Source organism: Arthrobacter sp. 1088 (genome assembly GCF_031455315.1).
Taxonomy (GTDB): Bacteria; Actinomycetota; Actinomycetes; order Actinomycetales; family Micrococcaceae; genus Arthrobacter.
In genome coordinates, this window is sequence record NZ_JAVDSM010000010.1 from 157,627 (window position 1) to 183,664 (window position 26,038).

20 protein-coding genes, 1 tRNA gene and 1 other RNA gene are annotated in these 26,038 nt (G+C 64.1%); 8 read left to right on the forward strand and 14 right to left on the reverse strand.

The features are described 5' to 3' along the window. Positions 1-45 precede the first annotated feature (45 nt). The 5 genes from J2Y41_RS16860 to J2Y41_RS16880 all read left to right on the forward strand — a co-directional run bounded on the left by J2Y41_RS16860 (position 46) and on the right by J2Y41_RS16880 (position 5,334). On the forward strand, positions 46-861 hold the full coding sequence (locus J2Y41_RS16860; RefSeq protein WP_309930156.1) for an oxidoreductase: 816 nt from the start codon (positions 46-48) through the stop codon (positions 859-861). Between the two features lie 58 nt (positions 862-919). Next, positions 920-1,822, forward strand: coding sequence for an alpha/beta hydrolase (locus tag J2Y41_RS16865; protein ID WP_309930157.1), 903 nt, complete (start codon positions 920-922; stop codon positions 1,820-1,822). 7 nt (positions 1,823-1,829) lie between these two features. Then, positions 1,830-2,843: an NAD(P)/FAD-dependent oxidoreductase gene (locus J2Y41_RS16870; RefSeq protein ID WP_309930159.1), complete on the forward strand. Its 1,014-nt coding sequence runs from the start codon at positions 1,830-1,832 to the stop codon at positions 2,841-2,843. A 241-nt stretch (positions 2,844-3,084) separates the two neighbouring features. Then, the gene (locus tag J2Y41_RS16875; RefSeq protein WP_309930161.1) at positions 3,085-4,092 is read left to right on the forward strand and encodes an NAD(P)H-binding protein; all 1,008 of its coding nucleotides are present in this window, start codon (positions 3,085-3,087) and stop codon (positions 4,090-4,092) included. A gap of 12 nt (positions 4,093-4,104) precedes the next feature. After that, a complete protein-coding gene (locus tag J2Y41_RS16880; protein ID WP_309930163.1) occupies positions 4,105-5,334 on the forward strand; it encodes an FAD-dependent monooxygenase in 1,230 nt (409 codons plus the stop codon). 248 nt (positions 5,335-5,582) lie between these two features. Here the strand turns inward: J2Y41_RS16880 and J2Y41_RS16885 are convergent, their stop codons facing one another. Further along, positions 5,583-6,929, reverse strand: a complete 1,347-nt coding sequence (locus tag J2Y41_RS16885; protein ID WP_309930165.1) for an aspartate kinase — start codon at positions 6,927-6,929, stop codon at positions 5,583-5,585. Between the two features lie 199 nt (positions 6,930-7,128). On the opposite strand from J2Y41_RS16885, the gene J2Y41_RS16890 reads away from it, so the two are divergent. Further along, positions 7,129-8,253, forward strand: coding sequence for a hypothetical protein (locus J2Y41_RS16890; RefSeq protein ID WP_309930167.1), 1,125 nt, complete (start codon positions 7,129-7,131; stop codon positions 8,251-8,253). Here J2Y41_RS16890 and recR read toward each other — a convergent pair. The 6 genes from recR to J2Y41_RS16920 all read right to left on the reverse strand — a co-directional run bounded on the left by recR (position 8,207) and on the right by J2Y41_RS16920 (position 14,242). Further along, positions 8,207-8,806 (reverse strand): recombination mediator RecR, encoded by a 600-nt coding sequence (recR, locus tag J2Y41_RS16895; protein ID WP_216921891.1) that lies wholly within the window; start codon positions 8,804-8,806, stop codon positions 8,207-8,209. The two genes, J2Y41_RS16890 and recR, sit on opposite strands and share 47 nt — an antisense overlap. Positions 8,807-8,839: 33 nt before the next feature. Further along, entirely contained in the window at positions 8,840-11,947 is a 3,108-nt protein-coding gene (locus tag J2Y41_RS16900) for a DNA polymerase III subunit gamma and tau (protein WP_309930169.1), read from the reverse strand. A 34-nt stretch (positions 11,948-11,981) separates the two neighbouring features. Beyond that, an RNA gene (ffs, locus tag J2Y41_RS16905) (signal recognition particle sRNA small type) lies at positions 11,982-12,078 on the reverse strand. Between the two features lie 97 nt (positions 12,079-12,175). Continuing rightward, positions 12,176-12,841 (reverse strand): M15 family metallopeptidase, encoded by a 666-nt coding sequence (locus J2Y41_RS16910; RefSeq protein WP_309930171.1) that lies wholly within the window; start codon positions 12,839-12,841, stop codon positions 12,176-12,178. Positions 12,842-12,967: 126 nt separating this feature from the next. Beyond that, a complete protein-coding gene (locus J2Y41_RS16915; RefSeq protein WP_309930173.1) occupies positions 12,968-13,882 on the reverse strand; it encodes a hypothetical protein in 915 nt (304 codons plus the stop codon). Between the two features lie 9 nt (positions 13,883-13,891). Further along, complete coding sequence (locus tag J2Y41_RS16920; RefSeq protein WP_309930175.1) at positions 13,892-14,242, reverse strand: hypothetical protein; 351 nt, start codon at positions 14,240-14,242, stop codon at positions 13,892-13,894. 306 nt (positions 14,243-14,548) lie between these two features. Here J2Y41_RS16920 and J2Y41_RS16925 point away from each other — a divergent pair. Beyond that, positions 14,549-14,633 (forward strand) — tRNA-Ser (locus J2Y41_RS16925). 72 nt (positions 14,634-14,705) lie between these two features. Here the strand turns inward: J2Y41_RS16925 and J2Y41_RS16930 are convergent. Next, positions 14,706-15,605 (reverse strand): LysR substrate-binding domain-containing protein, encoded by a 900-nt coding sequence (locus tag J2Y41_RS16930; protein WP_309930177.1) that lies wholly within the window; start codon positions 15,603-15,605, stop codon positions 14,706-14,708. A 123-nt stretch (positions 15,606-15,728) separates the two neighbouring features. Between J2Y41_RS16930 and J2Y41_RS16935 the strand changes: the two genes are divergently transcribed. Beyond that, the gene (locus J2Y41_RS16935; protein ID WP_309930179.1) at positions 15,729-19,190 is read left to right on the forward strand and encodes a bifunctional proline dehydrogenase/L-glutamate gamma-semialdehyde dehydrogenase; all 3,462 of its coding nucleotides are present in this window, start codon (positions 15,729-15,731) and stop codon (positions 19,188-19,190) included. Between the two features lie 84 nt (positions 19,191-19,274). On the opposite strand, the gene J2Y41_RS16940 is transcribed toward J2Y41_RS16935, so the two are convergent. The 6 genes from J2Y41_RS16940 to J2Y41_RS16965 form a co-directional block, all read right to left on the reverse strand. Then, the gene (locus tag J2Y41_RS16940; RefSeq protein ID WP_309930181.1) at positions 19,275-20,396 is read right to left on the reverse strand and encodes an ABC transporter ATP-binding protein; all 1,122 of its coding nucleotides are present in this window, start codon (positions 20,394-20,396) and stop codon (positions 19,275-19,277) included. A gap of 7 nt (positions 20,397-20,403) precedes the next feature. Beyond that, entirely contained in the window at positions 20,404-21,231 is an 828-nt protein-coding gene (locus J2Y41_RS16945) for an ABC transporter permease (RefSeq protein ID WP_224094166.1), read from the reverse strand. Then, the gene (locus J2Y41_RS16950; protein WP_224166338.1) at positions 21,218-22,105 is read right to left on the reverse strand and encodes an ABC transporter permease; all 888 of its coding nucleotides are present in this window, start codon (positions 22,103-22,105) and stop codon (positions 21,218-21,220) included. Before J2Y41_RS16950 ends, J2Y41_RS16945 begins: the two co-directional genes overlap by 14 nt. A gap of 1 nt (position 22,106) precedes the next feature. Continuing rightward, positions 22,107-23,201, reverse strand: a complete 1,095-nt coding sequence (locus J2Y41_RS16955) for an extracellular solute-binding protein (protein ID WP_224166339.1) — start codon at positions 23,199-23,201, stop codon at positions 22,107-22,109. Between the two features lie 316 nt (positions 23,202-23,517). Beyond that, positions 23,518-24,438 (reverse strand): oxygenase MpaB family protein, encoded by a 921-nt coding sequence (locus J2Y41_RS16960; RefSeq protein WP_224166340.1) that lies wholly within the window; start codon positions 24,436-24,438, stop codon positions 23,518-23,520. Between the two features lie 89 nt (positions 24,439-24,527). Further along, positions 24,528-25,967 carry an MFS transporter gene (locus tag J2Y41_RS16965; RefSeq protein ID WP_224166341.1) on the reverse strand — a complete coding sequence of 480 codons (1,440 nt, stop codon included), beginning with the start codon at positions 25,965-25,967 and terminating at the stop codon, positions 24,528-24,530. Positions 25,968-26,038: the final 71 nt, after the last annotated feature.

Consider the following 26,038-nt stretch of genomic DNA (forward strand, 5'->3'; position numbering starts at 1 on the left):
CATATCTGGCGCGGCGAAGTCACGCCTATAGCCGAAGGAACCAACATGCAGACAGCTTCCCCGGTGGCCCTCGTGACGGGCGCTTCCTCAGGAATCGGGCGGGCGGCAGCACGCGCCCTCGTAGACGCCGGCTTCGCGGTGGTCGGTACGAGCCGGAACGCGGCGAACGCCCGCCCGCTTGCCGGGGTGTCGTTCCTCGATCTCGATGTAGCCAGCGACGAATCGGCCCATTCCCTGGTCGAGAAGGTGATCGAACGGTTTGGTCGGATCGACGTCCTGGTCAACAACGCAGGCGTGGGCGCCGTCGGCGCTGGCGAGGAGAGCTCGATCAAGCAGACCAAGGAGGTCTTCGACATCAACGTCTTCGGCTTGATGCGGATGACAAACGCCGTGCTGCCCCACATGCGGGCCAAGGGCAGTGGCCGTGTGGTCAACGTCTCCTCGGTCCTGGGTCTGATCCCAGCCCCCTTCATGGCCATCTATGCCGCCACCAAGCATGCAGTCGAGGGCTACTCGGAGTCCGTCGACCACGAGCTTCGCGAGCACGGCGTCCGGGTGCTGCTGGTCGAGCCGGCCTTTACAAGCACGGGTTTCGAGGCGAGCAGCCTTGCACCGGACTCACCCTTGCCGGTCTACTCCGCACAGCGGGAGGTCTCCCGAGACGTACTGGCCACCGCTTTACGTACCGCCGATGACCCCGATGTTGTCGCGAAGGTGATCGTCGCTGCCGCCACGGACTCCAAGCCCACACCCAGGTACACCGCCGGCTCGATGGCCGGACGCGTGAGCGTCCTGCGCCGGTTCGTGCCCTCACGCACCTTCGACAAACAGATCCGCAAGCTCAACCAACTGGCCGGCTGACACCGAAGCCAGCACCAGCATCTCCCGTCCGACCCCTCTCGAAACAGGCTCAACATGCATGGACTTCGAACACGTCACTTTCGACTTGCCGCACGGCACTTTTCACGCTCTGCAGGGCGGTGACCCCACAGGTCAACCGACGATCTTCCTGCACGGATTCCCGGACCACCCGCCAACGGCGAAGGCGTTCCTCGCCGAACTCAGCCGCCAGGGTCGCTACGTCCTCGCGCCCTGGCTTCGCGGTTACGCCCCGTCCCCGACCGCGGGTCCATTCGATTTCGCATCCCTCACCGGCGACGTGGTCGCACTGATCGAGCAGTGGTCTCCCCAGCGCCAGGTGGACCTCATTGGCCACGACTGGGGCGCCTTCATCACGTACGACACCACCGTCACCGCGCCGGAGCGCATCAAACGCGCAGTCACGCTCGCTATCCCCCACCCCCTCACATTCATCGGCCGGCCCCGCCCCGCCCAACTCCGCCGGAGCTGGTACATGGCCTTCTTCCAACTTCCCGGAAGCGGCATGATCGCCCGAGCCCACGACTTCGCCCTCATCGACCGCCTCTGGCGTCAATGGTCACCAAACCTGACCCTCGACCCGGCTCTCCAAACGGAGCTACACGAACACCTCGGAGCGAGCTTCCCCGCGCCCCTCAAGTACTACCGGGCGATGACCCGCCTGGGCATGCTGAAGGCTGCACGCCGACTCTCCCACCCCATCACGGTGCCCCTGCTGCACATCCACGGCGCAGACGACGACTGCATCCTCCCCCCGAACGTCGACGACCGGCATCGATACGCCGCACCCCACGTGCGCGACATCGTCCCCAACCTCGGCCACTTCCTGCACATCGAAGCCCCCGAAGCGATCGCGGAACGGATCACGACATGGGTGGCAAGTGGCTCACCCGACCCTAGCCGCGCAACCAACCCGACAACCGTCCAGAACCCGAAAGGCTGACCAAACCATGACTGAGACGACTCCTCCATTCACGAGTGACGAACTGGCCGAAGGCACTATCGACACGGTGGTGATCGGAGGCGGCGCCGCAGGACTGAACGGCGCTCTGATCCTCGCCCGCTCCCGCCGCTCGGTCGTCGTCATCGACAGCGGCTACCCCCGCAACGCGCCAGCCGAAGCCGTGCACGGCCTCCTCGCCCTGGACGGCACCCCGCCGTCCGAGATCCTTCGACGAGGACGGGAGCACGTGCGCCACTACGGCGGACGCATCGTCCTCGGCGAGGTAGTCACGGCCGAGCCCGCCGCCCCCTCAGCTGACGGGGATTTGCGGTTCACCATCACCCTCGCCGACGGCCGCAGCATCACCGCCCGCCGCATCCTCGTGGCCACCGGCCTCACCGACGTTCTACCGGACGTCCCCGGTCTCGCCGAGCACTGGGGGCACAGCGTGCTGCACTGCCCGTACTGCCACGGCTGGGAAGTCCGCGACGAACCCATCGGAATCCTCGCCACCGGCCCGGTTTCCATCGCCCACGCGTATCTCTACCGCCAACTAACAGAGGACCTGACCTACTTCACGCACGGCACCGACCTGCACGAGGACAACCGCGCCCGCTTCGCCGCCCGCGGCATCCGCGTCATCGACACCCCGGTCACCGAAGTCGTCAACGACGACGACGGTGCCCTCGCCGGGGTTCGCCTGGCCGACGGCCAGGTCATTGCCCGCCGCGTCATCGCGGTCCTGGCGCAACTGCAGATCCGCGCCCAAGGCCTGGAAGGTCTGCACGTGCCCGTGCAGGACCTGCCGAACAAGGGCCGCAGTTTCGCCTCCGGCACGGCCGGCATCACCGAAGTGCCGGGGGTGTGGGTGGCCGGCAACGCCACCGATCTGACCGCCCAGGTCGGGGCCTCCGCCGCGGCCGGCGCACTGGCCGGGGCCGACATCAACAGGATGCTGGCCATAGCGGACACCGACGCGGCCCTGCACGCGGCTGGACCGATTCCGGCACCCTATGTCTGAACGCGCCGGCGTCGAAACCCACCATTGATCTGCAACACGTCGCCCGACCGGAGATCGCCACGCCGACCTGGATCCGCGCGTACTCCAGCCCCTTCCCGACCCGGCGCAGTCCCGCGGTGATATCGCGTTTCCCCGGCAGGGCCCTCAGCCCGGTCTTCCGCCGATGGACGCAATCGACGCCAGCGCGCACTGAACCCATCCTCTGACTACAACTCACCCCAACCTGATGGAGAACACACAAATGACGGAACGCAATCCCATTCTGATCACCGGCGCCGGCGGACAGGTCGGCGGCGTGAGCAGGTTGATGGTCGACATGCTGCTCGAACAGGGCCACCCGGTGCGCGCATTCGTGCGACGGGACGACGAACGGGCCCAGTCGCTGCGCGAGGCCGGGGCCGACGTCTTCGTCGGCGACCTGCTCAAACCCGCGGACGTGGCCGCAGCGCTGAAGGGTGTCAAGCGCATTTACTTCAGCATGACCCCGCAGCCAAACTACGCTGACGCCCTCACTTTGATGGCCGCGGCGGCACGAGCCCAGGGCGACATCGAGGCCTTCGTGCATTTATCCAACTACGAGCAGTCATACATGACGCTCGAGAAGATGACCGCACCGGAAGAGGAGCGGCGTTCCTGGCTCGGAGGAATGGTCACGGACTGGTCACCGCAGCAGCGGGCGCACTGGATCTGCGAGCGGGTGCTGGACTGGTCCGGCCTCCCGACCATCAACGTGCGCTCGACCCTGTTCGCCGAAAACCCCCATCTGACCTGGATGCTGCTGGGCCCGCTGAGCAACGGTGAGCTGCGCCTGCCCTTCGGCAACCAGCGGCTCGCCCCCATCGCCGTTCACGACCTGGCAGAGGTGTCCGTGAAGATGCTGGTCGACCCCGCACCGCACATCTCGAAGTCCTACGAGCTCACCGGTCCGGAGCTGAAGGACATGCACGGGTTCGCTGAGGACTACGCAGCCGCGCTGGGACGCCAGATCGTCTACATCCCTGAGGAGCTGGAGGCTTGGAACGAGGCCTTCCTCGACGAGACCGTCCTGCAGGAGTCCCTGGGCGATCCGGCTACGGCCCGGCACGCGGCTGAGCACCTGAGGATCCAGACCAGTCTGATCGCCAGCGGTCGGTACGACGTCCTCTCCGACCAGCTGGAAACCCTGCTCGGGCGCCCACCGCGGACCCTGCGATGGGCACTGCAGAACAACACCAACCTGCGCCAGCTGGCGTCTGTCCCGAGCCACTGAGCGCCCAATCCCATGGACAAGAACATGACAAAACGACAGCGGGCCCTGGTGGTCGGCCTCGGGATCAGCGGGACCGCCTCCGCGCTGCGACTTCATCGCGCGGGCTGGGACGTGGTGGTGCTGGAGAAGGCCCACGAGCGGCGCCGCGGCGGATACTTCATCGCCCTGTTCGGAACCGGGCTCGCCGCCGCCGAACGGCTGGGCATCGCCGATGCCGTGCCGAATCGCGTCGCTCCGGAAGCCGTGAGCTACGAAGTCGACCGCACGGACCGGCGCCGCCGCGGTCTAAGCTACGCCGACGTGTTCGGCGGATCTCGACTCGTACTGCGGGGCGACATTGAAGACGCGGCCTTCACCGCCCTGCCCGACGAAGTGGAGATCCGGTACTCGACCGTGCCGATCGCGCTGGACCAGTACATCGACGGGGTGGATGTAGAGATCCGCAACCTGACGACGGAGACGACGATCGTCGAACGGTTCGACCTGGTGGTGGGGGCAGACGGACTGCGCTCGACGGTGCGCCGGCTTGCGTTCGAACCCGAGCAGAGCCCGATCCGTCCACTGAACTACATGATCGCCGCGTACAGCCTGCCCGAGGCGGTACCCGGCTACCGTCAACAAGACGGACTGATCCTGGCCGAGCAGGGTCGATCAGCGTGGGTGTTCCCGTTCGCTGACCGTCCGCCGACGGTGCTGCTCTCCTACCGCACCGACGACGTGGACGCCGAGTTCACCCGGCCAGCCATCGACTCGCTGCGCGCCGCTTACGGCCCCGAGCCCACCGGCTCCACGCTCGGTTGGCTGCTCGACCAGTTCGAGAAGGCCCCCGATCACCTGTTCGACTCCGCCGAGCAGGTGCACCTCGACCACTGGCACCGCGGCCGAGTCGTGCTCGTCGGCGACGCCGCGTGGTGCCTGACCGTTTACTCCGGCATGGGGGCATCCACCGGCCTGGCCGGGGCCGACCTGCTCGGCACCATGCTCGAACGCCACCCGCACGACGTGTCACGGGCGCTGCAGGACTGGGAGGACCACCTGCGCCCGTTCGTCGACCACCACCTCGGCAGCGGCGTGAGCATGCGCAGCTTCTTCACCCCAGGCAACCGCGCCGAGTTGCTGCTTCGGTCCGCGATGATCCGCCTCGCCCGCCTGCCGATTGCCGGCCGCCTGCTCGCCAAGATAAGGACCAACAGCGCGGGCGTACGGATGAAAAGTCTGGATATCGCCGCCGCTGCAGCGTAAGTGGAGTTCCTCGAATACGAGCGGGAGAACGAGGTCGTGATTGTGGTTGCTGCCGCGCCGTCTGGTCGCCGCTTCGGCAATCCCGTGTGGTTATACCGTCGAGCGTCAGGCAGGACCACCTAGAGAGACATATGCCCGCCGACAGCACCTGTTGATCACGGGCATACTGCCACCCAAAGAAGGCTCCGTCCCAAGTGGGGACGGAGCCTTCTCAGAAGAGCCGGTCGCTGACCGGTAAAGTGGCGGCCTTAGCGCCCGGTGCCGCCGTAAACGGTAGCTTCGGCATCGCCGTCGAGCTCGAAGGCGGCGTGGATGGCGCGGACGGCGTCATCCAGGGCATCTGCGCTCGTGACAACCGAGATGCGGATTTCCGAGGTGGAGATCATGTCGATGTTGATGCCGGCATCGGAGAGGGCCTTGAAGAACGTTGCCGAAACGCCGGGGTGTGAACGCATTCCAGCGCCGATCAGGGACAGCTTGCCAACGTGCTCGTTGTATTCGATGCTCTCGAAGCCGATTTGGCCCTCAGCTGCACGCAGGGCGGCCAAAGCGTCGGCGCCTTCGACGATTGGGAGCGTGAACGAGATATCAGTGCGGCCCGTGCCGTGGGTGGACACGTTCTGTACGATCATGTCGATGTTCGAGTGCGCGTCCGCGATCACCTGGAAGATCGCAGCGGCCTTGCCCGGAATGTCCGGCACGCCTACAACGGTGACCTTGGCTTCGGACCGGTCGTGTGCAACGCCGGAGATGATTGGCTGCTCCAAGGCAACTCCCTCTTGAATCGTGAACTTTTCATCGGCGCCCGGGATGACCCACGTGCCTTCGTGCTGGCTGAATGAAGAGCGGACGTGCAGCGGCACGCCGAAACGGCGGGCGTACTCCACGCACCGCAAGTGCAGGATCTTGGCGCCGGAAGCAGCAAGTTCCAGCATTTCCTCGCTGGAGATGCGGTCGATCTTCTGGGCCGATGACACAACGCGGGGATCGGCCGTGTAGATGCCGTCCACGTCGGTGTAAATTTCGCACACATCGGCTTCGAGCGCTGCAGCCAAGGCAACAGCCGTGGTGTCCGAGCCGCCACGACCCAGCGTTGTGATCTCGTTGGTGCTGCGGCTCATGCCCTGGAAGCCCGCCACGATCGCAATGTGTCCTTTGTCCAGGGCGGTGCGGATGCGGTGCGGGTCCACATCAATAATCCGGGCCTTGCCGTGGATGCCGTCGGTAATCATGCCTGCCTGGGAGCCCGTGAAGGACTGGGCGGAGGCGCCAAACTTGTTGATGGCCATGGCAAGCAGTGCCATGGAAATTCGCTCTCCGGCGGAAAGGAGCATGTCCATTTCGCGGGCAGGAGCGGAGTCCGTGACCTGGCCCGCGAGGTCCAGGAGTTCATCTGTGGTGTCTCCCATGGCGGAAACAACAACCACAACCTCGTTGCCGGCCTTCTGCGCATCCACAACACGCTGAGCGACCCGCTTGATGCCATCAGCATCGGCAACCGAGGAACCGCCGAACTTCTGAACGATCAGCTGCTTGGTAATGGCAGCTCCGTCGGAGAGCTCTTCGATCTTCACTTCGGTAGTGGGCATAGTCATGCGCGCACCCTCACTGCATCAATAGGGTTCGAACGAGGCATGCCAAATTCGAAATTGGGACACGCCTGCGTAGCTTATTCGGCCAGTTTATCGCCGTGTTGTGTCCCCGCAGGAATTGTGACCACATGGCGGCCACGCAGTCAGTTTCGGCAGCAGGCCCCCGGGCGTACGATCCCTCTTATGAGCATTGCGTGGTGCCATGGCCAGGGTTCCTGAGCCACCGGACGATCCCGGGCCGGCGCGCAGCGAATCGGAATACGAAGTGATCGGCGGCGGCGTTATCGACGACCGGTTTCCGCGGCGTGACGGAACCGCGGGGAGTGAACACAGGCTGGACCACCAACCTGGGATCGCCGACATTCTTGGAGCCGCTGTGCGGGAGGCCTGGGATGACTGCCGCATGTCCTTGCAATCCTGGTGGTTCTGGTTGGCCTGCGCGTCCGGGCTCCTTCTGGCCTGGGCGACGGCCGCAGCTGTGGTGGCTTTCGGCGAAGCCAACGGATGGTTTGAATCCAGCCTCCCAAGCGCCACGTACATACTGATGGCCGGATGGATGGCAGTCGTTTCTGCTGTCCTCGGGGCAGTATGGGGCTTCCATCAAAAGGCTCGAACATTCCTTGGCGGGCTGTTCGCCGGAGTCTTCCGCGGGGCGGTCTTCGCGGTGCCGTCCGGCATCCTGCTTCTCACGGTGGGCATGGCCGTTGGCGGGCCGATCGCCTTGGCGGGTGCCGGCGTCGTGGTTGTTGTCCTTGAGATTGTGTTGTTTGGACTCATAGGCGCAGGTGCCCGCGCCTGCTCAGGCCGAACGGCGGCAGGTGTTGCCTTGGCTGCGGCGCTGGTGGCGTTCCTGTGCCTGGGCAATGTAGCGGCTACCATCGCATTGATTCCATGGACGACTGTGATGGACCAGGCGTCGGTGCCCGTCAACGTGGAGCGCGACGACACCGGACGGATCACAGCATACGAGTGTGTTGGGCGTCTCCGGCCCGTGGAAGTGGCGCATACAGAGCGGGTGGCTTGGCTGGCAGCGTCCAATCCGATCCTGCTCTTCGGTAGCGTCGCCGCGGAGGCGCTCCCCAAGGAGCATGAACTGGCTTGGGTGTTGTCCGGCTTGCAGTGGGCAGCCGATGGACCGGGTCGTGATTTTCCCTGTATCGGAGGGGAATCGAGTGATCAGCTGGCGCCTTCGGTGCCCGTCGCCCTCACTGGCCTCGTGATTCAGGCAGTGGTTGCTGCCTTGGTGCTCTTGCCGGGACGCTGGTTGTCCACGCGCCGCCTTACGTCAGCGCGTTCCGGCGGCCCTCAAACGCCCGGCCAAGCGTGACTTCGTCGGCGTACTCAAGGTCCCCACCCACTGGCAGGCCGGAAGCCAACCGCGTGACGGTGATCCCGATCGATTTGAGCATGCGGGCCAAATAGGTAGCAGTGGCCTCACCCTCAAGGTTGGGATCCGTAGCGATGATGATTTCCTGGATGGCGCCGTCGTTGAGGCGTGTGAGGAGCTCGCGGATCCGCAACTGCTCCGGGCCAATGCCCGCAATGGGATTGATAGCTCCGCCCAGCACGTGATACCGGCCACGGAACGAACGGGTGCGCTCCACAGCAAGAACGTCCTTGGACTCCTCAACCACGCAAATGACCGACGGATCCCGCCTCGGATCGCGACAGATATTGCACATTTCCTGCTCGGTGACATTGCCACACACCGTGCAGAACTTAACCCGTTCCTTCACCGTGGTGATGGCCGTAACGAGCCGCTTCATGTCCTCGGGATCGGCCTCAAGGATGTGGAACGCCAGGCGCTGTGCCGATTTCGGGCCCACACCGGGAAGCCGGCCGAGCTCGTCAATCAGCTCTTGAACTGCACCTTCGTACAAAATGTCCTCGTTTGTTTGGTATCGATGCTGTCATCAGCGGGGTTGCAGGGGAGAACCGTCCAAGGCGCGCTCTTCGATCAGCTTTCCGCCCAGAATACGCTCCACGGCAGCACGCCCAAAGACCCTCGATTCCTCGATGGTTTCGTCCTCCGGGCTGGGGATATCCTCCGGCGCCAACTCCGGCCTCGCTTGGGTCCGCACGGGCGCCTTCACGCGTCCGGCTTGGGCTTCGGGACTGTTGGTCAAGCGCTGGTACAGGCTTTGACGGGCCGAAGGACCGCTCGACGGCGCGCCCTCCTCAAGCGTCGCGACGGAGCCGCCCGCATGCTGGGTTTCCGTGGCTGTGGTGGGCCACGCGGCAGGCACCGGGGCGGACGCCTGGACTGGCATGGTGCCGGGCCAACCCGACGCCGGAGAGACGTCCCATCCCGACGCGCCGTTTTGCCCGCCGCTGGTCGGGTGGCCGTAGCTCGGGGCTGCCGAGGCTGCCGCCTCCGCCGGTGTTTCAAGGGCTGTGCCGCCGTTCGCCGGGACCTGCGCGGCCGCCGGTTCGTAGTCGCGGACCTTCGACACGTCAGTATCAGCCTCGATGGGAGTCTGTTGCTTGGCACCCACATTGGATTCGGTGCCCACCACCCATGTACCCGGCGCTTGTTCCACTGCCCTGGACCAAGGGTCGACGGAACCCACCGTTTCTGAGGATTTAGGAGCTGTGTTGGCGGCCGATCGAGGGGCTTCCTGCGCGGGTGTTGGCTGCGATGGCCCTGACGGAATCCCCCGTGCAGGGGGAGCTGGTGCCGCCGAAGCAGGTGTCGGTGACGCCGGTGCCGGAGGGGTGTCCGGACCGGAAAATGCGCGGGACGGTTCCCAGTCCATCGGAGGTTCTTCGTCCAACGGCGGCGCATCTTCGTCGAGGGGAGGCCCCCAATCATCGTCGGCGTAGGAGTAGTCCCCAGCCGGCGCTGTGGGTTCTGCGGGAGCCGCGGGCGCCGTGGGTTCGGGTGGAGCCGCCGGTGTCGTGGGTTCTGTAGGCACCGGGGCATCCGCAATTGGCGCTGCTGCCTCCGGCCTGGCCGGAGCCGGCGCCGCTGCCGCGGGGGCAGCCGGTGCCAAGCCCCAGGCAGAGTCGACCGATGAAACAGCGCTAGGCACGTGCGCTGGCACCCGTTCCTGGGCTGGCACTGGTACCTGGACTGCAACTGGATCCGGGGCTGCCGACGGCGATGCGGCGCCAGGCGAAGCCGGAACCTCCCGGCTAGTAGGTGCTTTTGGGTTTGGCTCAGAGCTCGCTGAGCTGTTGCCGCCAGCCACTGCGACGATCTGGCAGTCGATGCCGATGGTCTTGTGGATTGCCTGGCGAAGGTTCTCGGAGTGATCTGCGCGCCCAAAGGCACCGGCCAGGCCCGCGGTGGTGAAGGCGAGTGTCAGCACCTGGCCATCGAACTGGGCCACCTGGGCATTCGGCTCCACCAAGGCCCACGTGCTGCGCTTGATCTTGGTCAGCGTTTGCAGGACCTCCGGCCAAGCGCGACGGAGGGCTTCGACGTCTCCGCCAGCGGCAGGAGCCGGCTGTGATGTCGGGGCCGGCTGGGAAGCGGGGACACTTTGCGGAGCCGGTTGTACGGCAGGAGGAGCCGTGGCAGCGGCTGGCTTCGTCGAGGGAGCATTCTGGACGGGACGCTGTGTAGGCGTCGGCTCGTCCACCGGCCAGTCGTTCGTTGAGACGCGCGGAGCGGAGAGTGGCTCCCGCGACACAGGTGTTGACGACGTTTCCTGCGCAGGTACTGGCGCTTGAACTGGTGCTGCAACGGGCGCCTGAACTGGTGCGGGTGCCTGAACTGGTGCGGGTGCCTGAACTGGTGCGGCAACGGGCGCCTGTGGAGGGGCAGCCTGGGCAACTGACGCAGCCGCCGATGAAGAAGCTGTGGCGGAAGGCGCGCCAGAAGCGGCAACCGGGATCCCGGCGTCGCCGGCGTAATTCAGTCGACGCTCCACGCGATCGATCCGGGCCGCAATGCCGCGTTCTGTCTGCTCGGAGCTGGGCAGCAGGATACGCGCGCACAGAAGTTCCAAGTGCAGCCGGGGGGAGGTGGCTCCGGTCATTTCCGTGAGCGCCGTGTTGGTGACGTCCGCCGCGCGGGAGAGCTCCGCGGCACCCAGGTTGGTAGCCTGGTTGCGCATCCGGGCAATCTGGTCCTCGGGCACGCCCCGGAGGATGGCCTGTGCGCTTTCGGGCATTGCCTGGACGATGATGAGGTCCCGGAAGCGTTCCAGGAGGTCTTCCACGAAGCGCCGGGGATCGTGCCCGGTCTGGATGACGCGGTCGACGGCGCGGAAGACCGTTGAAGCATCAGCGGCTGCGACGGCGTCCACGACGTCGTCCAGCAAGGAAGCGTGAGTGTAGCCGAGAAGGGCAACCGCGAGTTCGTAGTCGAGACCGTTGGGTCCGGCGCCCGCCATGAGCTGGTCCAGCACGGACAAGGTATCGCGGACGGAACCGCCGCCGGCGCGGATGACAAGCGAAAGCACGCCCGGAGCCACGGGAACGTTCTCCTGGTGGCACAGCAGCTCAAGGTACTTGATGAGAGGCTCAGGCGGCACCAACCGGAAGGGGTAGTGGTGCGTGCGCGATCGGATGGTGCCGATGACTTTGTCCGGCTCCGTGGTGGCAAAGATGAACTTAATGTGTTCCGGCGGCTCTTCGACGATCTTCAGGAGCGCATTGAAGCCAGCCGAAGTGACCATGTGGGCTTCGTCGATGATGAAGATCTTGTAGCGGTCCCGCACCGGGGCGAACGTTGCGCGCTCGCGGAGATCGCGGGCGTCGTCCACGCCACCATGGCTGGCGGCGTCGATCTCGATGACGTCCAGTGAGCCGGAGCCGCCGCGCGCGAGTTCGATACAACTGGGGCACTTGCCGCAAGGCGTGTCAGTGGGGCCTTCGGCGCAGTTCAGGCAGCGCGCGAGGATGCGCGCGGACGTGGTCTTGCCGCAGCCGCGGGGGCCGGAGAAGAGGTAGGCGTGGTTCACGCGGTTCTTCCGCAGGGCCGTCATCAGGGGCTCGGTGACGTGTTCCTGCCCGATAACGTCCGCGAAAGAGTCCGGGCGATACCTTCGATACAGGGCAGTTGTAACAGTCACAAGTGAAACCTACCTATAGGGACTGACATTTTAAATAAGAGACCCCTCATGCACCCGCCAGAGCCCATCTACCCTTGCTACCTTCCGGTCCTGGGGGAGTTCAACAGGATGACGCCACATGAGGGGCCGTCGACAAGCTTACCTGAACTTGGTTATTGGTTCGAATCGGCGCAGGGGGCTGTGGAAAACGCTCGACGGCGGGTGGCTCCCGCCCGATTTCGGCGGGCGTTAAGGCAGGTAGTCAGGCGCATCCTCCAGCCCGAAATATCGCTCCAGCGTGGTAATCCCCCTGAATTTCATATCTGTGGCGATCGCCACGCCGACGAACCGCAGATGCCACGGCTCATATTCATAGCCCGTGATGTCCTGCGCCCCGGCCGGGTACCTGATGATGAACCCGTATTTCCAGCCGTCCGTGGCCGCGAAACGACCCACCGGTGTATCGGCGAAGCAAGCTTGCAGAGCACATACGCCGCTGGCGTTTCCGATGTCCATGGCCAGGCCGGTCTGGTGTTCGCTGTAACCGGCGCGTGCAGCCAAGGTATCTGCGGTCTCCTGGCCGTATTGCGCGACGTAGTCGGCATAGAGACTCTGTTGTTGCGAGTAGGAGCGGTATCCGCTGGTGGCCCGGATGTTGACCCCTGACGCTTTGGCTGCCTTCACGAACGAGTTGTATGCGGTTGCAGCCTCCGGGCGCAGCCGTTCAGTTGAAACCCGCGTAAGTGACGCCGGGACATAGCTCGGCGGATTCAGCATCCGGTGTTTGTTAACCACAACCTGCAGACTGTTGGCCGAGTCGATGTCGTATTGGACCGCGACGGCAGCCTGCGGGGACAGGAGCCCCAAGGACAGCAGTGTCGCAGCGATCCCCAACCAGAATTGACGCAGCTTCATGTGGTCCTCCAAGTCATGTGCGTCCGGTCAAGTGTGTCCAGCGATGGGGTGACTGTACTCCCGGTCCGGAGGTCCGACAATCTTGACTTTCAAGTCCTGTCAGCTCTTCAATCCAAGGACGGTTCTTCAGTCCAAAAGTGGTTCCCCGGGATTTAAGAATGGTCCGCTGCGGCGCCGGACATCGAAGACTTCCCACGCCTGGGGTATCAGATCGAACGCTACGTCGCACATGCGCCGGAGTTGTTCCATTCCTTCGGCCTGGAACGCATCGTCTTCGGCGAGGCTGCTTGCGACGTCGTAACCGCTTCTTTCGGCGGTTGTCCACTCCAGCCCGTGGGAGTAGCCGCTACAGAACTGCCAGGCATAGATCAGCCCGGGAGGCAGGCTGCTGCTCGAACGCAACTCCTTGAGGATCGCTGTCTCCGTACGGTTCTTGGTGGCATACCCCCAGCTTCCATCGCCTTTCCGCCGAAACATTGGGGGCAGCCGCAAGGCTTCAGCCGATGAGTTCAGCGCCCGGCGGAGGCCGTCAAAGTAATCCGCCGCGACCTCGTGCCGTTCCGGATGGAACTCCCGAAGGTAGGAGTCCCAGAACGCGGCGGCGTTGAACACTTCCCGGGACACGAGTACCAGGCCCCGCCGCGCGCGTTCATCGGAGCTTTCCGGCAGAAGCGCCCACAGCACTGTGGCAGTGCACTCCATGATGGTGCGTACCAATGCGTACGGTGCATGGGTCTGGGTGCGGAAATAGATGTTTCCGTCGGGCGCCTCGATGAACAAGAGGCGGCGGAGCGCCTGCAGATTATCCATGGCGGCCACGAGGGACTGGGTCAGCAGGTGGCTGACGCTGCGGGAGGAACTGAAAAGGTCATCCAACTGGTGAAGGGGCGAACCGTTCTCGACGCCGCCAACGTCCATTCTTCGATCGCAGAGCGGCTCCAAGGCCTGGAGGCGTTCAAAGATTCTTTCCGCGGCCCGGCTTTCTTCGTCTGACCCGTCCAGCGAACCGGCAGAGTCGGGAGGTATTTGCCTATCGTCCACGGAGCGATCCTAGCTCTCCGGCAGATGCGGCGGGGAAGGTCGCCACCCGTTCACGGGCCACGTCATGAAAGCCGGCTCCTCGTAGGGGTGGGCCGCTCGCAGAGCCAGCACGACGGCGTCGAGCACGTCCTCCTCAACCACGCACTCAACCCGCGTTTCCGGCACTTGCTCGCTGGTTCCGACGTCGCCGATGAACGGCTGGGCGCCCGGCAGGGGAGTGAAATGGCCAGTGCCCGGCGAGGTGAACGAGCAATGCGAGTAGTCGCCGATCCGTCCTGCACCAGCGTCCCCGATTGCCTTCAGGACGGCGGGAGTGTGGGTCTCCGGAACGTAAACAACCAGGGCGTGGAGCTGCGTCATGGGAACATCCTGTCAGTAACAACGGCTACAAAGCGGCCCACACCATTGCATATCTGCGGGTCACAGCGGACCATGGGTATGTACACCGATTGGGGCAATCTCAAGATTGTGAGCTGCGGGGCCTGGGGGCGAGGGGCCGGACCCGGCAGCTCAACGGTGATACCGCAAGAATGGGCGCGTTGGGGGCGTCCATTTTTCCGTTAAGGCGAACAATGCTTTTTGGACGTGCGGCGAGGGCGAAATCGTCCGATTACACGATGCCGAAATTCTCAGGTACAGTAGTATCTGCTTTCGATTCGGAAGCAAGGAGAATTCGCCTAGCGGCCTATGGCGCACGCCTGGAACGCGTGTTGGGTTAACGCCCTCGGGGGTTCAAATCCCCCATTCTCCGCGTTTGGCCCCGGTCCCCAGGACCGGGGCCTTTTGCGTTCCCGGAATCCGGCCCTCCTGGGAGTGGGCTGCGCTACTGTTGCCCAGCGGCCACCCGCTCCAGTACTTCGCGGCATGCAAGAATCGCGGGATGGATCCGCCCGGCCGTCCTGGTGGACGTGAAGACGGTCCGCTGTGGCAGGCTGGGGAGGTCCAGCAGCTGGACGGGGCGGGTCCGACCTGTCCAGACGAGGTCCGGCATGAGGGCAACGGCGTTTCCCGATTCAATGAGGCGGATCTGCGCTTGGAGGTCGGCCGTTTCGTATCGGACGTCCGGTTCGAAGCCAGCGGACCGGCAGGCCTGTTCGGCCCAGTGCCGGGAGGCGGCGCCGCGGGGCTCCATGACCCAGGGCATGTCCGCGGTGTCGGCGAGTGAGGCTACACGTTCCCCGCCCAGTCCTACCGGGGGAGTGGCCAGCCGGATGGCGTCGCTGGTCAGCGTTGCCCGGTCCAGCCCAGGATGATGGGGCGCGGCGTGTCCGGGATATTGCTCCGCGACCACGATGTCGAAGTCGCGCGCCCAGGTTTCATAGAGGGCCGTCTCGGGTTCGCGCTGGGTCATTTCGACGCGCACTTCCGGATACTCCTGGCGCATGATGCTGAGGAAGTCAGGCAGCAACGCAAGTGCAGCCGACTGGAACACGGCCAGCCGGACGGTTCCCGTGACTGTGGACAGGGACGCCGCGAGCTCGGTTTCCGCCCGTTCCAGTGTCTCCAGGAGGGCGGCGGTGTGGGCAACCAGGATCTCCGCCTGAGGTGTCAGCTGCACCCTGCGGCCGGCCTTGCGGAGCAGTTCGACGCCTGCTTCCTTCTCCAGCAGGGTCAGTTGCTGGGACACGGAAGAGGGACTGTACTGCATGGCATCGGCCACCTCGGCGAGCGTTCCGCGGATCTTCAATTCGTGCAGCAAACGCAGCCTGCGGACTTCCAGCAAGGCGGCCTCCAAAGGATCGGAATGGGTAATGAATATTCGTCAGAAAAGATCGCTTTTCCTAACGTGATTGTAGATCCATACTGATGGAAACAAACAAACTTCTCCGCCTCAGAAGGAGCCCCAATGACCAGCACCCTCCCGGTTGCCGCCGCCCCGCGCACCCAGGATTCCGGGCAGTTCGATGCTTTGGCACAGGAAGCCATCGCGTTGGTCCGCCACTGGCTGACCGAAGCCAGCAAGATTCCCGTGGATGTGTCCGCCCAGCGCCTCGCCGGCGTCTTGAAGGATCCGAATGGCCTTGACTTCACGGTCGGATTCGTCGACGGCGTCATCCGCCCCGAGGACCTGTCCGTCGCCGCCCGGAAACTCGCCGAGCTGGCTCCCAAGGTTCCTGCGTTCCTTCCCTGGTACATGCGCGGCGCGGTCCGTGTGGGCGGCGTCATGGCTCCGATCATGCCCCAGGTGGTCATTCCGATCGCCCGCCGGGTGCTCCGGGAGATGGTGGGCCACCTGATCGTGGATGCCACGGATGCCAAGCTCGGTCCGGCCATCGCGAAGATCCGCCAGGACGGCGTGCACCTGAACGTGAACTTGTTGGGCGAGGCTGTCCTTGGTGAGCACGAAGCGCAGCGCCGCCTGGAAGGCACGCTGAAGCTCCTGGCCCGTGACGACGTTGACTACGTCTCCATCAAGGAATCCTCTACCGTGGCACCGCACTCCCCATGGGCCTTCGACGAAGCCGTCGATCACGTGGTGGAGAAGCTCACCCCGCTGTACCGCCTGGCCGCGTCCTTCCCCAAGCCCAAGTTCATCAACCTGGACATGGAGGAATACAAGGACCTCAGCATGACCATTGCGGTGTTCAAGCGCATCCTGGACATGCCGGAGTTCAAGAACCTCGAGGCCGGCATCGTCCTCCAGGCCTACCTCCCGGACGCCCTCGGTGCGATGCAGGAATTGCAGGAATGGGCCGCTGCACGCCGCGCACAGGGTGGCGCGCCCATCAAGGTCCGCGTGGTCAAGGGTGCCAATCTGCCCATGGAGCAGGTTGAGGCTTCCCTGCATGATTGGCCGCTGGCCACCTGGGGCAGCAAGCAGGACTCGGACACCAGCTACAAGAACGTCATCAACTACGCCCTCACACGGGAGCACATCGACGCCGTCCGGATTGGCGTAGCGGGACACAACCTCTTCGACGTCGCCTTCGCGTGGCTGTTGGCCAAGCAGCGTGGCGTCACTGAAGGCATCGAGTTCGAAATGCTCCTGGGCATGGCAACGGGCCAGGCCACGGCCGTCCGCAAGGACGTCGGCAGCCTCCTGCTGTACACACCGGTGGTTCACCCGGGCGAGTTCGACGTCGCCATCGCCTACCTGATCCGCCGCCTCGAAGAGGGCGCCAGCCAGGAAAACTTCATGTCCGCGGTCTTCGAACTCAGCGAGAATGAGGCTTTGTTCAAGCGCGAGCAGCAGCGCTTCCTGAACTCCCTGGCCAACATGAAGGACGAGGTCCCGGGTCCCAACCGCAAGCAGGACCGGCGCCTGCCAGCCGAGCCTGCCCCGCTGGAGGGCTTCCGCAACACTCCGGACACGGACCCGGCGCTGCCGGCAAACCGCGCCTGGGGCCGTGACATCCTCAAGCGCATCCCCGGCTCCACCGCGGGCAACAAGATCGTCGAATCCACCAAGGTTTCCGCCGCCGCCGATCTGGACCGCATCATCGCCACCGCCGTGGAGGCCGGCAAGGCCTGGGGTGCCCGGCCCGCTGCCGAGCGGGCAGCGATCCTGCACCGCGCCGGCGACGTCCTCGAAGCCCGCCGCGCAGAGTTGCTGGAGGTCATGGCTTCAGAAACCGGCAAGACCATTGACCAAGGCGACCCCGAGGTCAGCGAAGCGATCGACTTCGCGCACTACTACGCCGAGCGCGCCAAGGACCTGGAAAAGGTCGACGGCGCCACGTTCGTCCCAGCGAACCTCACCGTAGTGACACCGCCGTGGAACTTCCCGGTGGCGATCCCCGCAGGCTCGACGCTCGCGGCACTCGCCTCAGGTTCCGCCGTCGTGATCAAGCCGGCAAAGCAGGCCCGCCGCTCCGGTTCAGTCATGGTGGATGCGCTCTGGGAAGCCGGTGTGCCGCGTGAAGTCCTGGCCCTGGTCCAGCTTGAAGAGCGTGAACTCGGCACCCAGCTGGTGTCGCACCCGAGCGTGGACCGTGTGATCCTGACTGGCGGCTACGAAACCGCTGAGCTGTTCCGCTCCTTCCGCCAGGACCTGCCACTGCTCGCGGAAACGTCCGGCAAGAACGCCATCATTGTCACCCCGAGCGCTGACCTGGACCTCGCAGCCAAGGACGTCGTGTACTCGGCCTTCGGCCACGCCGGCCAGAAGTGCTCCGCCGCGTCCCTGGTGATCCTGGTTGGCTCCGTGGCCAAGTCCAAGCGGTTCCACAACCAGCTCATCGACGCCGCCCGCTCCCTGACCGTCGGCTACCCCGAAAACGCCACCTCGCAGATGGGGCCGATCATCGAACCGGCCAACGGCAAGCTCCTGAACGCCCTGACCACCCTGGGCGACGGCGAAACCTGGGCCATCAAGCCTGAGCCCCTGGACGAAACCGGCCGGCTCTGGTCCCCGGGTATCCGCTCTGGCGTCAAGCGTGGCTCGTACTTCCACCTCACCGAGTTCTTCGGACCGGTCCTGGGCGTCATGACCGCCGAGACCCTTGAGGAAGCCATCGCCATCCAGAACGAGATCGAGTACGGCCTCACGGCTGGCCTGCACTCCCTGGACTCCGCTGAAATGGGCATCTGGCTGGACACCATCCAGGCCGGAAACCTCTACGTCAACCGTGGTATCACCGGTGCGATCGTCCAGCGCCAGCCCTTCGGCGGCTGGAAGAAGTCGGCCGTTGGCGCCGGAACCAAGGCCGGCGGACCGAACTACCTCATCGGCCTGGGCAGCTGGCTCCCCGCCGAAGCCACGGCAAAGCGCGGCACCGTGCTCCAGGGGGCAGCCGCCCAGATCCTCACGGCTGCCACGTCCGCTGACGTCACTGCCGAGGAACTCCACACCCTTCAGCAGGCACTCTTCAGCGACGCCGCAGCCTGGGAATCCGAGTTCGGCACCCGCAAGGATGTCTCCGGCCTCTCCGCGGAGCGCAACGTGTTCCGCTACCGTCCGATCCCCGTCACGGTCCGCCTGTCCGAAGGCGAGCGGCTCGCGGAACTGCTCCGCGTAGTAGCGGCCGGCGCAGTGGCGGGATCGACCCTCAAGGTGAGCTCCGCCGTCGTACTTCCCGATGCTGTGGTGAATGTGTTCGCGAACCTGGGCGTCAGCGTCCGGGTCGAGGACGACGCCGCGTGGCTGGCCCGTGCGGCAAAGTTCGACGCCGGCCGCATCCGCCTGATCGGTGGCGACTTCGCCGCGCTGAGCGCAGCCATGGGTGGCCGCCCGGATGTGGCCGTCTACCACGGTGCAGTGACCCAGGCCGGCCGCATCGAGATGCTGCCATTCCTGCGCGAGCAGGCCGTGTCCGTCACCGCGCACCGCTTCGGCACCCCGAACCACCTCTCGGACCACCTGATCTAATCCCACCAAGACAGGCCGGAGTTGCACAGACAGCCAGGCAGGACGTCCATAACGACGTCCTGCCTGGCTGTCTTCGTTGACGCCTCAGGATTCCAGGACCAACAACTGTGCCATGTCCGGGTCCCAACCAACCCAAAGACTGTCCGTTGCCGACCGCGTGCCGGACTCCGGGCTCATCTCCCGCAGCATCAATTCATGGCCTCCAGCAGTGAGCCGATGACGGACGGTGGCGCCAAGGTTGGTGGACGATGTAATAACAGCTCCGCAGCCCCCATCCACAGGCGGCGTTGAACTGAGCTTCAGGTGTTCCGGTCGGATCGATACTGCGTAGTCCGCACCCATAGCGCCCTGGTCCCTCACGCGTGCGATTCCCAAACCACCCAAATCCACGGTGGCCTCCTTGCCGTTGCGCTCCAGTACTGTGCACGGAATCAGGTTGGTGTCGCCAAGGAAGCCGGCAACCCAGTCGGTAAGGGGGTGGTTGTAGACCTCGTCCGGCGGTCCTGATTGGACAATCCGGCCGTCTTTCATCACCACGATCCTGTCCGACATTGCCATTGCTTCTTCCTGGTCATGGGTAACGAACAGCACAGAGATGCCCAGGCTCTTCTGAAGGGTTTTGATCTCCTCCTGCATCTGTTCGCGGAGCCGCTTGTCCAGCGCTGCCATGGGCTCATCCAGGAGAAGTGCCGCGGGGTTGAACACCAGGGCCCGGGCGAGCGCAACGCGCTGCTGCTGGCCTCCGGACAGCTGCCGTGGCTTGCGGTCACCCAAGGCGCCAAGCCCCACACGCTTGAGTGCTTCGTTGGCCCGCTGGCGCCGTTCCGACGCCGGCACCTTTCTCATGCGGAGCGCGAATTCCACGTTTTCGAGGGCGGTCATGTGCGGGAAGAGGGCGTAATTCTGGAAAACGACGCCCAGGTTCCGGTCCCTTGGGGGGAGCGTGTCTACGGGCTGCCCGTCAATCATGACGGAGCCGGAGGTATGTTCTTCGAACCCGGCCACCATCATCATGGTGGTGGTTTTGCCCGATCCGCTGGGCCCGAGGAGGGTGACAAATTCGCCGGGCTGGACAGTCAGGTCCAACTGGTCGACTGCGACGAACCCACCATAGCTTTTGCGGACCTGCCTGAGCTCAAGAAGTCCCTTCGTTTGCGTGGCTGCGTCTGGAGGGGTGGCGGTGGAAGTCATTGATGTGGTCATCATTGTTCCTTTACGTTTGGGCGGACACTGCGAGGGGCACCATCCGGGAGATCGATCGGCGCTTGAGGACGAACATGACCTGCAGGAGCAGCCCGATGGTCGCAACTGTTACCAACAGCGCGGAGGAGACGGCGATCTTGGGAGTCAGGTTGAACTGGATGTCGGTGAACATCTTCACCGGCAAGGTGGTGGCGCTGGGGGACTGCATGAACAGCGACATCACGGTTTCATCGATCGATACCGAGAAGGCGAATAGCGCTCCGGAGACCAGGCCCGGGAGGATAACGGGGAGATATACATGCCGGAACACGGACAGCGTCCCCGCGCCGAGGCTTTGGGCCGACCGCACCAGGGCAGGGTTGAGCCCGGCAAGGCTGGCACGCGTTGTGAGGTACACGTAGGGCGTGGCGATGACGGCGTGCGCCAGGCCGATGGGAATGATGCTGCCCACCATGCCAACCGAGATGAAGAACTGGTAGAAGGCAAGGGCAAGCACCACGGTGGGCACGATCATGGGGGCCAGTATCAGTCCCATCACAGCCGACTTCCCGGGAAACGTGCGGCCATGAAGGGCGATGGCCGCCGTAGAACCAATAGCTACGCCGATCACCACGGCAATACCCGCTGACTGGAGACTGGCGGCCAATGCCGACGTCCATGCGGTGTCGGCGAAGAAGCCGGCCACCGCCGCGAAGGACAAACCTTCGGGTGGGAACGTGATGTAGCGGCTGTCATTGAGCGCCACGGGAACCACGATGAGGGTCGGAATCACCAGGAACAGGAAGACCGGCAAAGAAAGCAGGGGAATCAAACGGTGTTGTGGATTAGTTGTCTTCATGGTGGCCTCCGGCCTTGAGGACCCGCTGGTATATCGCCACGAGGATACTGACCAGCGCTGTAAGGATCACGGCCAGGGCTGCGGCGCCTGGGAAGTCGGTCAACTGCCGGGCGTAGTAGTCGATCTGGTTGGCGATCATCATGTCGCCTGGCCCACCCATGACCACCGGGGTGATGAAGAAGCCTGTGCTCATGATGAAGACCAGGAGGCCTGCTGCCGAGACGCCCGGAGTGCTAAGCGGAAGGGTGATGTGACGGAACACGGATCCTTCCCTGGCGCCGAGCGACCGTGCCGCGAGTCCAAGGCGGTCGTCGATGGACATCAGTGAAGAAAAGATCGGAAAGACGGCGTAGGGCAGCAGGCAGTGAACCATGCCGACGATCACCGCGAATCGGTTGTGGAGCAACTCGATGGGTGCGTCCGTCAGGCCAATGCCTTGCAGGAAGGCGTTGATGATGCCGTTGTCCTGCAGGAGCACCGCCCACGCGAAGTTCTTCACCAGGATGCCGGTCCAGAAGGGCAACAATACGACGGCGAAGAGGACTACCCGCAGGATGTTCCCGGAACGCCAGAGGACAAGGGCAATGACATAGCCAAGTCCAACGGTCACCAGGGTGGATGCCAGGCTGATGGTAAGCGTGTTCGCCAGCGAACGAAGTACCAGGGGATCCTCAAGTACCCGCTGATAGGCGTTGCCGGAAAAGCTTGAGCCAACCAGCTTCCCGAGCGGCGTGAGGAACAGTACGACGTCGAATGCAAGAACTGGCGCCAGCAGCAGCCACCATCCGCTCCTTCTCCGGCGCGGCTTCGCTTCGTCCGGCGTCGGAGTCCCGCGGCCTTTCGCCTGGATTCTTTGAGAAGTTATGGCGCTCATGTCAGCTGGCCTGCCACAGCTTGAACTGCTGCTCGGTCTTCTTCAGGTTCTGGGACCACCATTTGTCATCCCGGATGAGGATCTTGTCCGCAAGCAGTGGGCTGGTGGGAAGTGTGTCCGCCACTTCCTTGGGCAGCTTGGACAGCGCAGGCGTGTTCGCCAGGGTCAAGTTCGTAACCGTGTCGAAGGCAGCTCCGGCTTCGGCGTCGTTGGACATGAAGTTCATGAGTTTGAAAGCGGCTTCCTTGTTCTTTGCGCCCTTGGGGACCACAAAATAGTCGCCGGCCAATACGGCGTTCTCGGCGGAGAAGTTCAGTTTGGCCCCGTCCTTGCGCGCAGCGTTGACCCGGTTGTTGAAGCTCGTTGACAGTGCGACTTCTCCTGACGTGAGCTGCTGGATGGGTTCCTGGTTGGCCGAGTGATAAAGAAGACGATCTTTTCCGGGATGGTGGCCCAAGACCCGCAGAGCCCGGTCAACGTCAAGGGGGTACATCTTGTCGAACGGCACGCCGTCAGCCAGCAGCGCGGCTTCCAGCACGGAGCTGTCGGATAGCTGGTTGTAGACGGAGCGCTTGCCGTTGTACTTGTCCTGGTCGAAGAATTGCGCCCAATCCTTGGGCGCCTGCGCATCCGGAATGGCGTTCTGGTCCCATGCCATGACGAAAAGGAAGCTCAGGTACTTGATGCCGTACTCCGCCTTGGCGTAGCCGGGAAGACCCTTGTCGCTGATGATGTCGTAGTCGAACTTTTCCAGCAGTCCTTCGGCAACGGCCGTTTCATACTCCGGTGCTGTGATTTCCACCAGGTCCCACTGCACATCGCCGGACTGCACCTGCGCTTTGAGGGAAGCCAAGCTCGTGTTGGCCAAGAGAGTCGGTTGGATACCTGTCTGTTTCGAAAAGGGATCCAGGATGGTCTGCGTGAACTGGTCGTTGTAGGAACCACCGTAGGAAGTGACCGTGACGGTCTTGTTGGCGGCGGCACTTTCGGCTGGCTTGGAACTGCAGCCGGATAGTGCCAGTCCGGCAAACGGCGTCAGTGCCGCTGCCTTGAGGATCTGCCTGCGGTCAAAAACGTGGGAACGGAAATCTGTCATGGCTCGCATTGCCTCTCATGTACGCCAACGTCCAGGCTCGCTTCAAGGAGACGGGCCATGGGGGAGACGGGCGTGTGCTGGGGTTACATCGTGAAGAAGGCTCCCGAAGCTTGGGGGCGGCGGGTTGCGCACGCCCTTCATCAAAGCATTCGAAAGTCAGGTACACCGGCCGTCGTTCGGCCGTTTGGGGTGCCGTAACTGTAACTGTGAGGTTGCTCACTAGTCAACGGTTGTATTGCATTAAGAAACAATTGACCGAAAAAAGAAGCCCGCAGCTGTGTGCGGGCCTCTTTTGGGCTACTTTCGAGGGCGGGTCTCACACCGCATATCCCAGCCTTTGCAGCCGGCGCCGAGCTGCGAGTTCGCTGGGACCGTGTGAACCCAGGGCCAGCCGGACCATGGATAGAACAACACGGGCGGCGGTGATGGCAGGCAGTGGGATGGGACCCAAGCGGGCGGGTCGCAGATCCAACATGTTCCGGTACTTGGGTTCAAGGCTTGCGACGGCGGCAGCGAACAGGATCCGGTAGCCCGGCTGAAGCAGCGGGCTTAGGGGCGGACGGCGTATGAAGGCGATGGTTTCTGCCAGCCGCTCATCCGAGCGCAAGATCCCGGAGGCATACCAGGCTTCCAGTTCCTGGCGCACCTGGGCTTCGGTGACCGGTGGATCTTCCACTCCCATGAGCCGGCCAGCCTGGGCCCATTCGCGGACGTAGGCATCCGGGCCGCCGGGTATCGGGCGGCCCCAGATGTGGTTGGCCCTGAGGAAGGAATCCGCATACGTGACGTGGACCCAGCGGAGGAGTTCGGGATCATTGGCGGAATAGTTGCGGTGGGCGCCAGTTCCGTCCACGTAGCTTCCCCGGACATGTTCGTGGATCTTCCGGACACGGTAGGTTGCTGCCTCAGCGGCTTCCTTGGAGCCATACGTGACGGTGAAGATCCAGCGCACGGTACTGGCCAGCCGCCCCAGCGGATCTTCCTTGAAGCCGGAGTGCTCGTAAACACCCGCAAGCGCGCCGGGGTGCAAGGACTGCATCAGCAAGACCCGGATTCCGGCCACGATGGTGGCCATGGAGCCATGCACAGCCCAGACGGCCGAGCCGGGAAGGTGATATCCGGCGTCGTTCCCTTCTGCAAGGCGCGGCACCCACGCAGGTGGGGTTCCGGATGTTCCCGTGAACGTGCGTTGCAGGTCGTATCTGTACTCGGTGAGGTAATTCCTCATGCATCCCATGAGACCGCTCTTCGCGGAACCTGTACAGAGCAATTTGTGTACTGGCCCGGCCCCCATGGCAACGCCATGAGGGCCGGGGGGTGCGCGGACTAAACGCGGGCGCGGCGCCTTGACGGTGCTGCTGCCACCAGGAGGGCCGCGATGGCGACGGCGGCACTCAGGATCAGGCCCGGACGGTACTGTTCCAGCATGGCTTGGGCGCTGACGGTTCCGGCCGCCTGTCCGTGCCCGCTCACCAAAGCGGTGGTGACTGCCAGGACCAGTGCGGCTCCCACCTGCGTGCTGGTCTGGATCAAACCGGCAGCCAGGCCTTGCTCGGAGTCCTTGATGCCGGTTGTGGCCTGGACGTTGATGGACGGGAAGGCCAGGGCGAAGCCGATGCCCAGCAGGATTACCGAGGGCAGGATGTCCAGGGCGTAGTTGGGCGTGGTGCCCACCCGGAGGAACAGGACGTAGCCCAATCCAAGGGCCGTGAGACCGGTGAGGATCAGCTGCGTGGCGCCGAATTTCTCGATCAGCCGGTCAGCAAAGGGTGCGCTGGTGGCCACCAGCAGCCCGGCGGGCAGCAGGGCCAAAGCCATGCCCAAAGGCGTCCAACCGAGCACCGACTGCAGGAACATGGTGACGATGAACTGGAAGCTCAAGTAAGAACCGAAAAGCCCCACCGCGCTAAGGTTGGCCCTGGCCACCCAGCCTTCCTTGAGGATGCCGAAGCGGATCAGCGGGTGCTTCACCTTGTTCTCGATCACAGCGAAGGCTGCAAGCACGGCTGCAGAGATTGCGAATCCGGCGATAGTTGCCACAGATCCCCAGCCCTGCTCAGGTGCCGAAACCAACGTGTAGACGAGGCCGAGCATGCCCAGCGCGAGCGTCACCGCACCCCAGATGTCGTGCCCGCTGTTTTCAGCAGACGGCTTGTCTTTCGGAATGAACTTCATGCCCAGCAGGACCACGGCGACGGCGATCGGCACGGACACCAGGAACGTCCACCGCCAGCTCAGGCTGGTCATCAGGCCTCCGACCACAAGGCCCAGCGAGAAGCCGCTGGCGCCGAACGTGGTGAAGATGGACAGGGCCTTGTTGCGCTCGCGGCCCTCGGCAAAGTTGGTAGTGATGATGGAGAAACCTGTTGGCGCGGTGAACGCTGCGGCGAGGCCCTTGACGAACCTGGTAGCGATCAGGATTGCGGGATCGTCCACCAGGCCACCCAGCAGTGAGGCTGCGGCGAACACCGCCAAGGCGATGAGGAATATACGACGACGGCCCAACAGGTCCGCGAGCCGGCCGCCCAGGAGCAGGAGGCTTCCGTACCCCAGGACGTAGGCGGACACGATCCACTGGAGCGAATCGGTTCCGAGGTTGAGTTCCTGTCCGATCGAAGGCAGGGCCACGCCAACCATGGAAACATCCAGCCCGTCCAGGGCGAGGACGGTGCACACAACCATCAGCAGGAGCCACTGGGCGCGCGTCCAACGGACGGCTGAAAGCACGGGTTCGGCGGATCTTTGAAGGGTGGTGGGTGATGTCATGCATCCAAGCTATATGACGCGTCATTGAATGACAAGGAATATGACGCGGAATATTATGACGTGGATTCTAA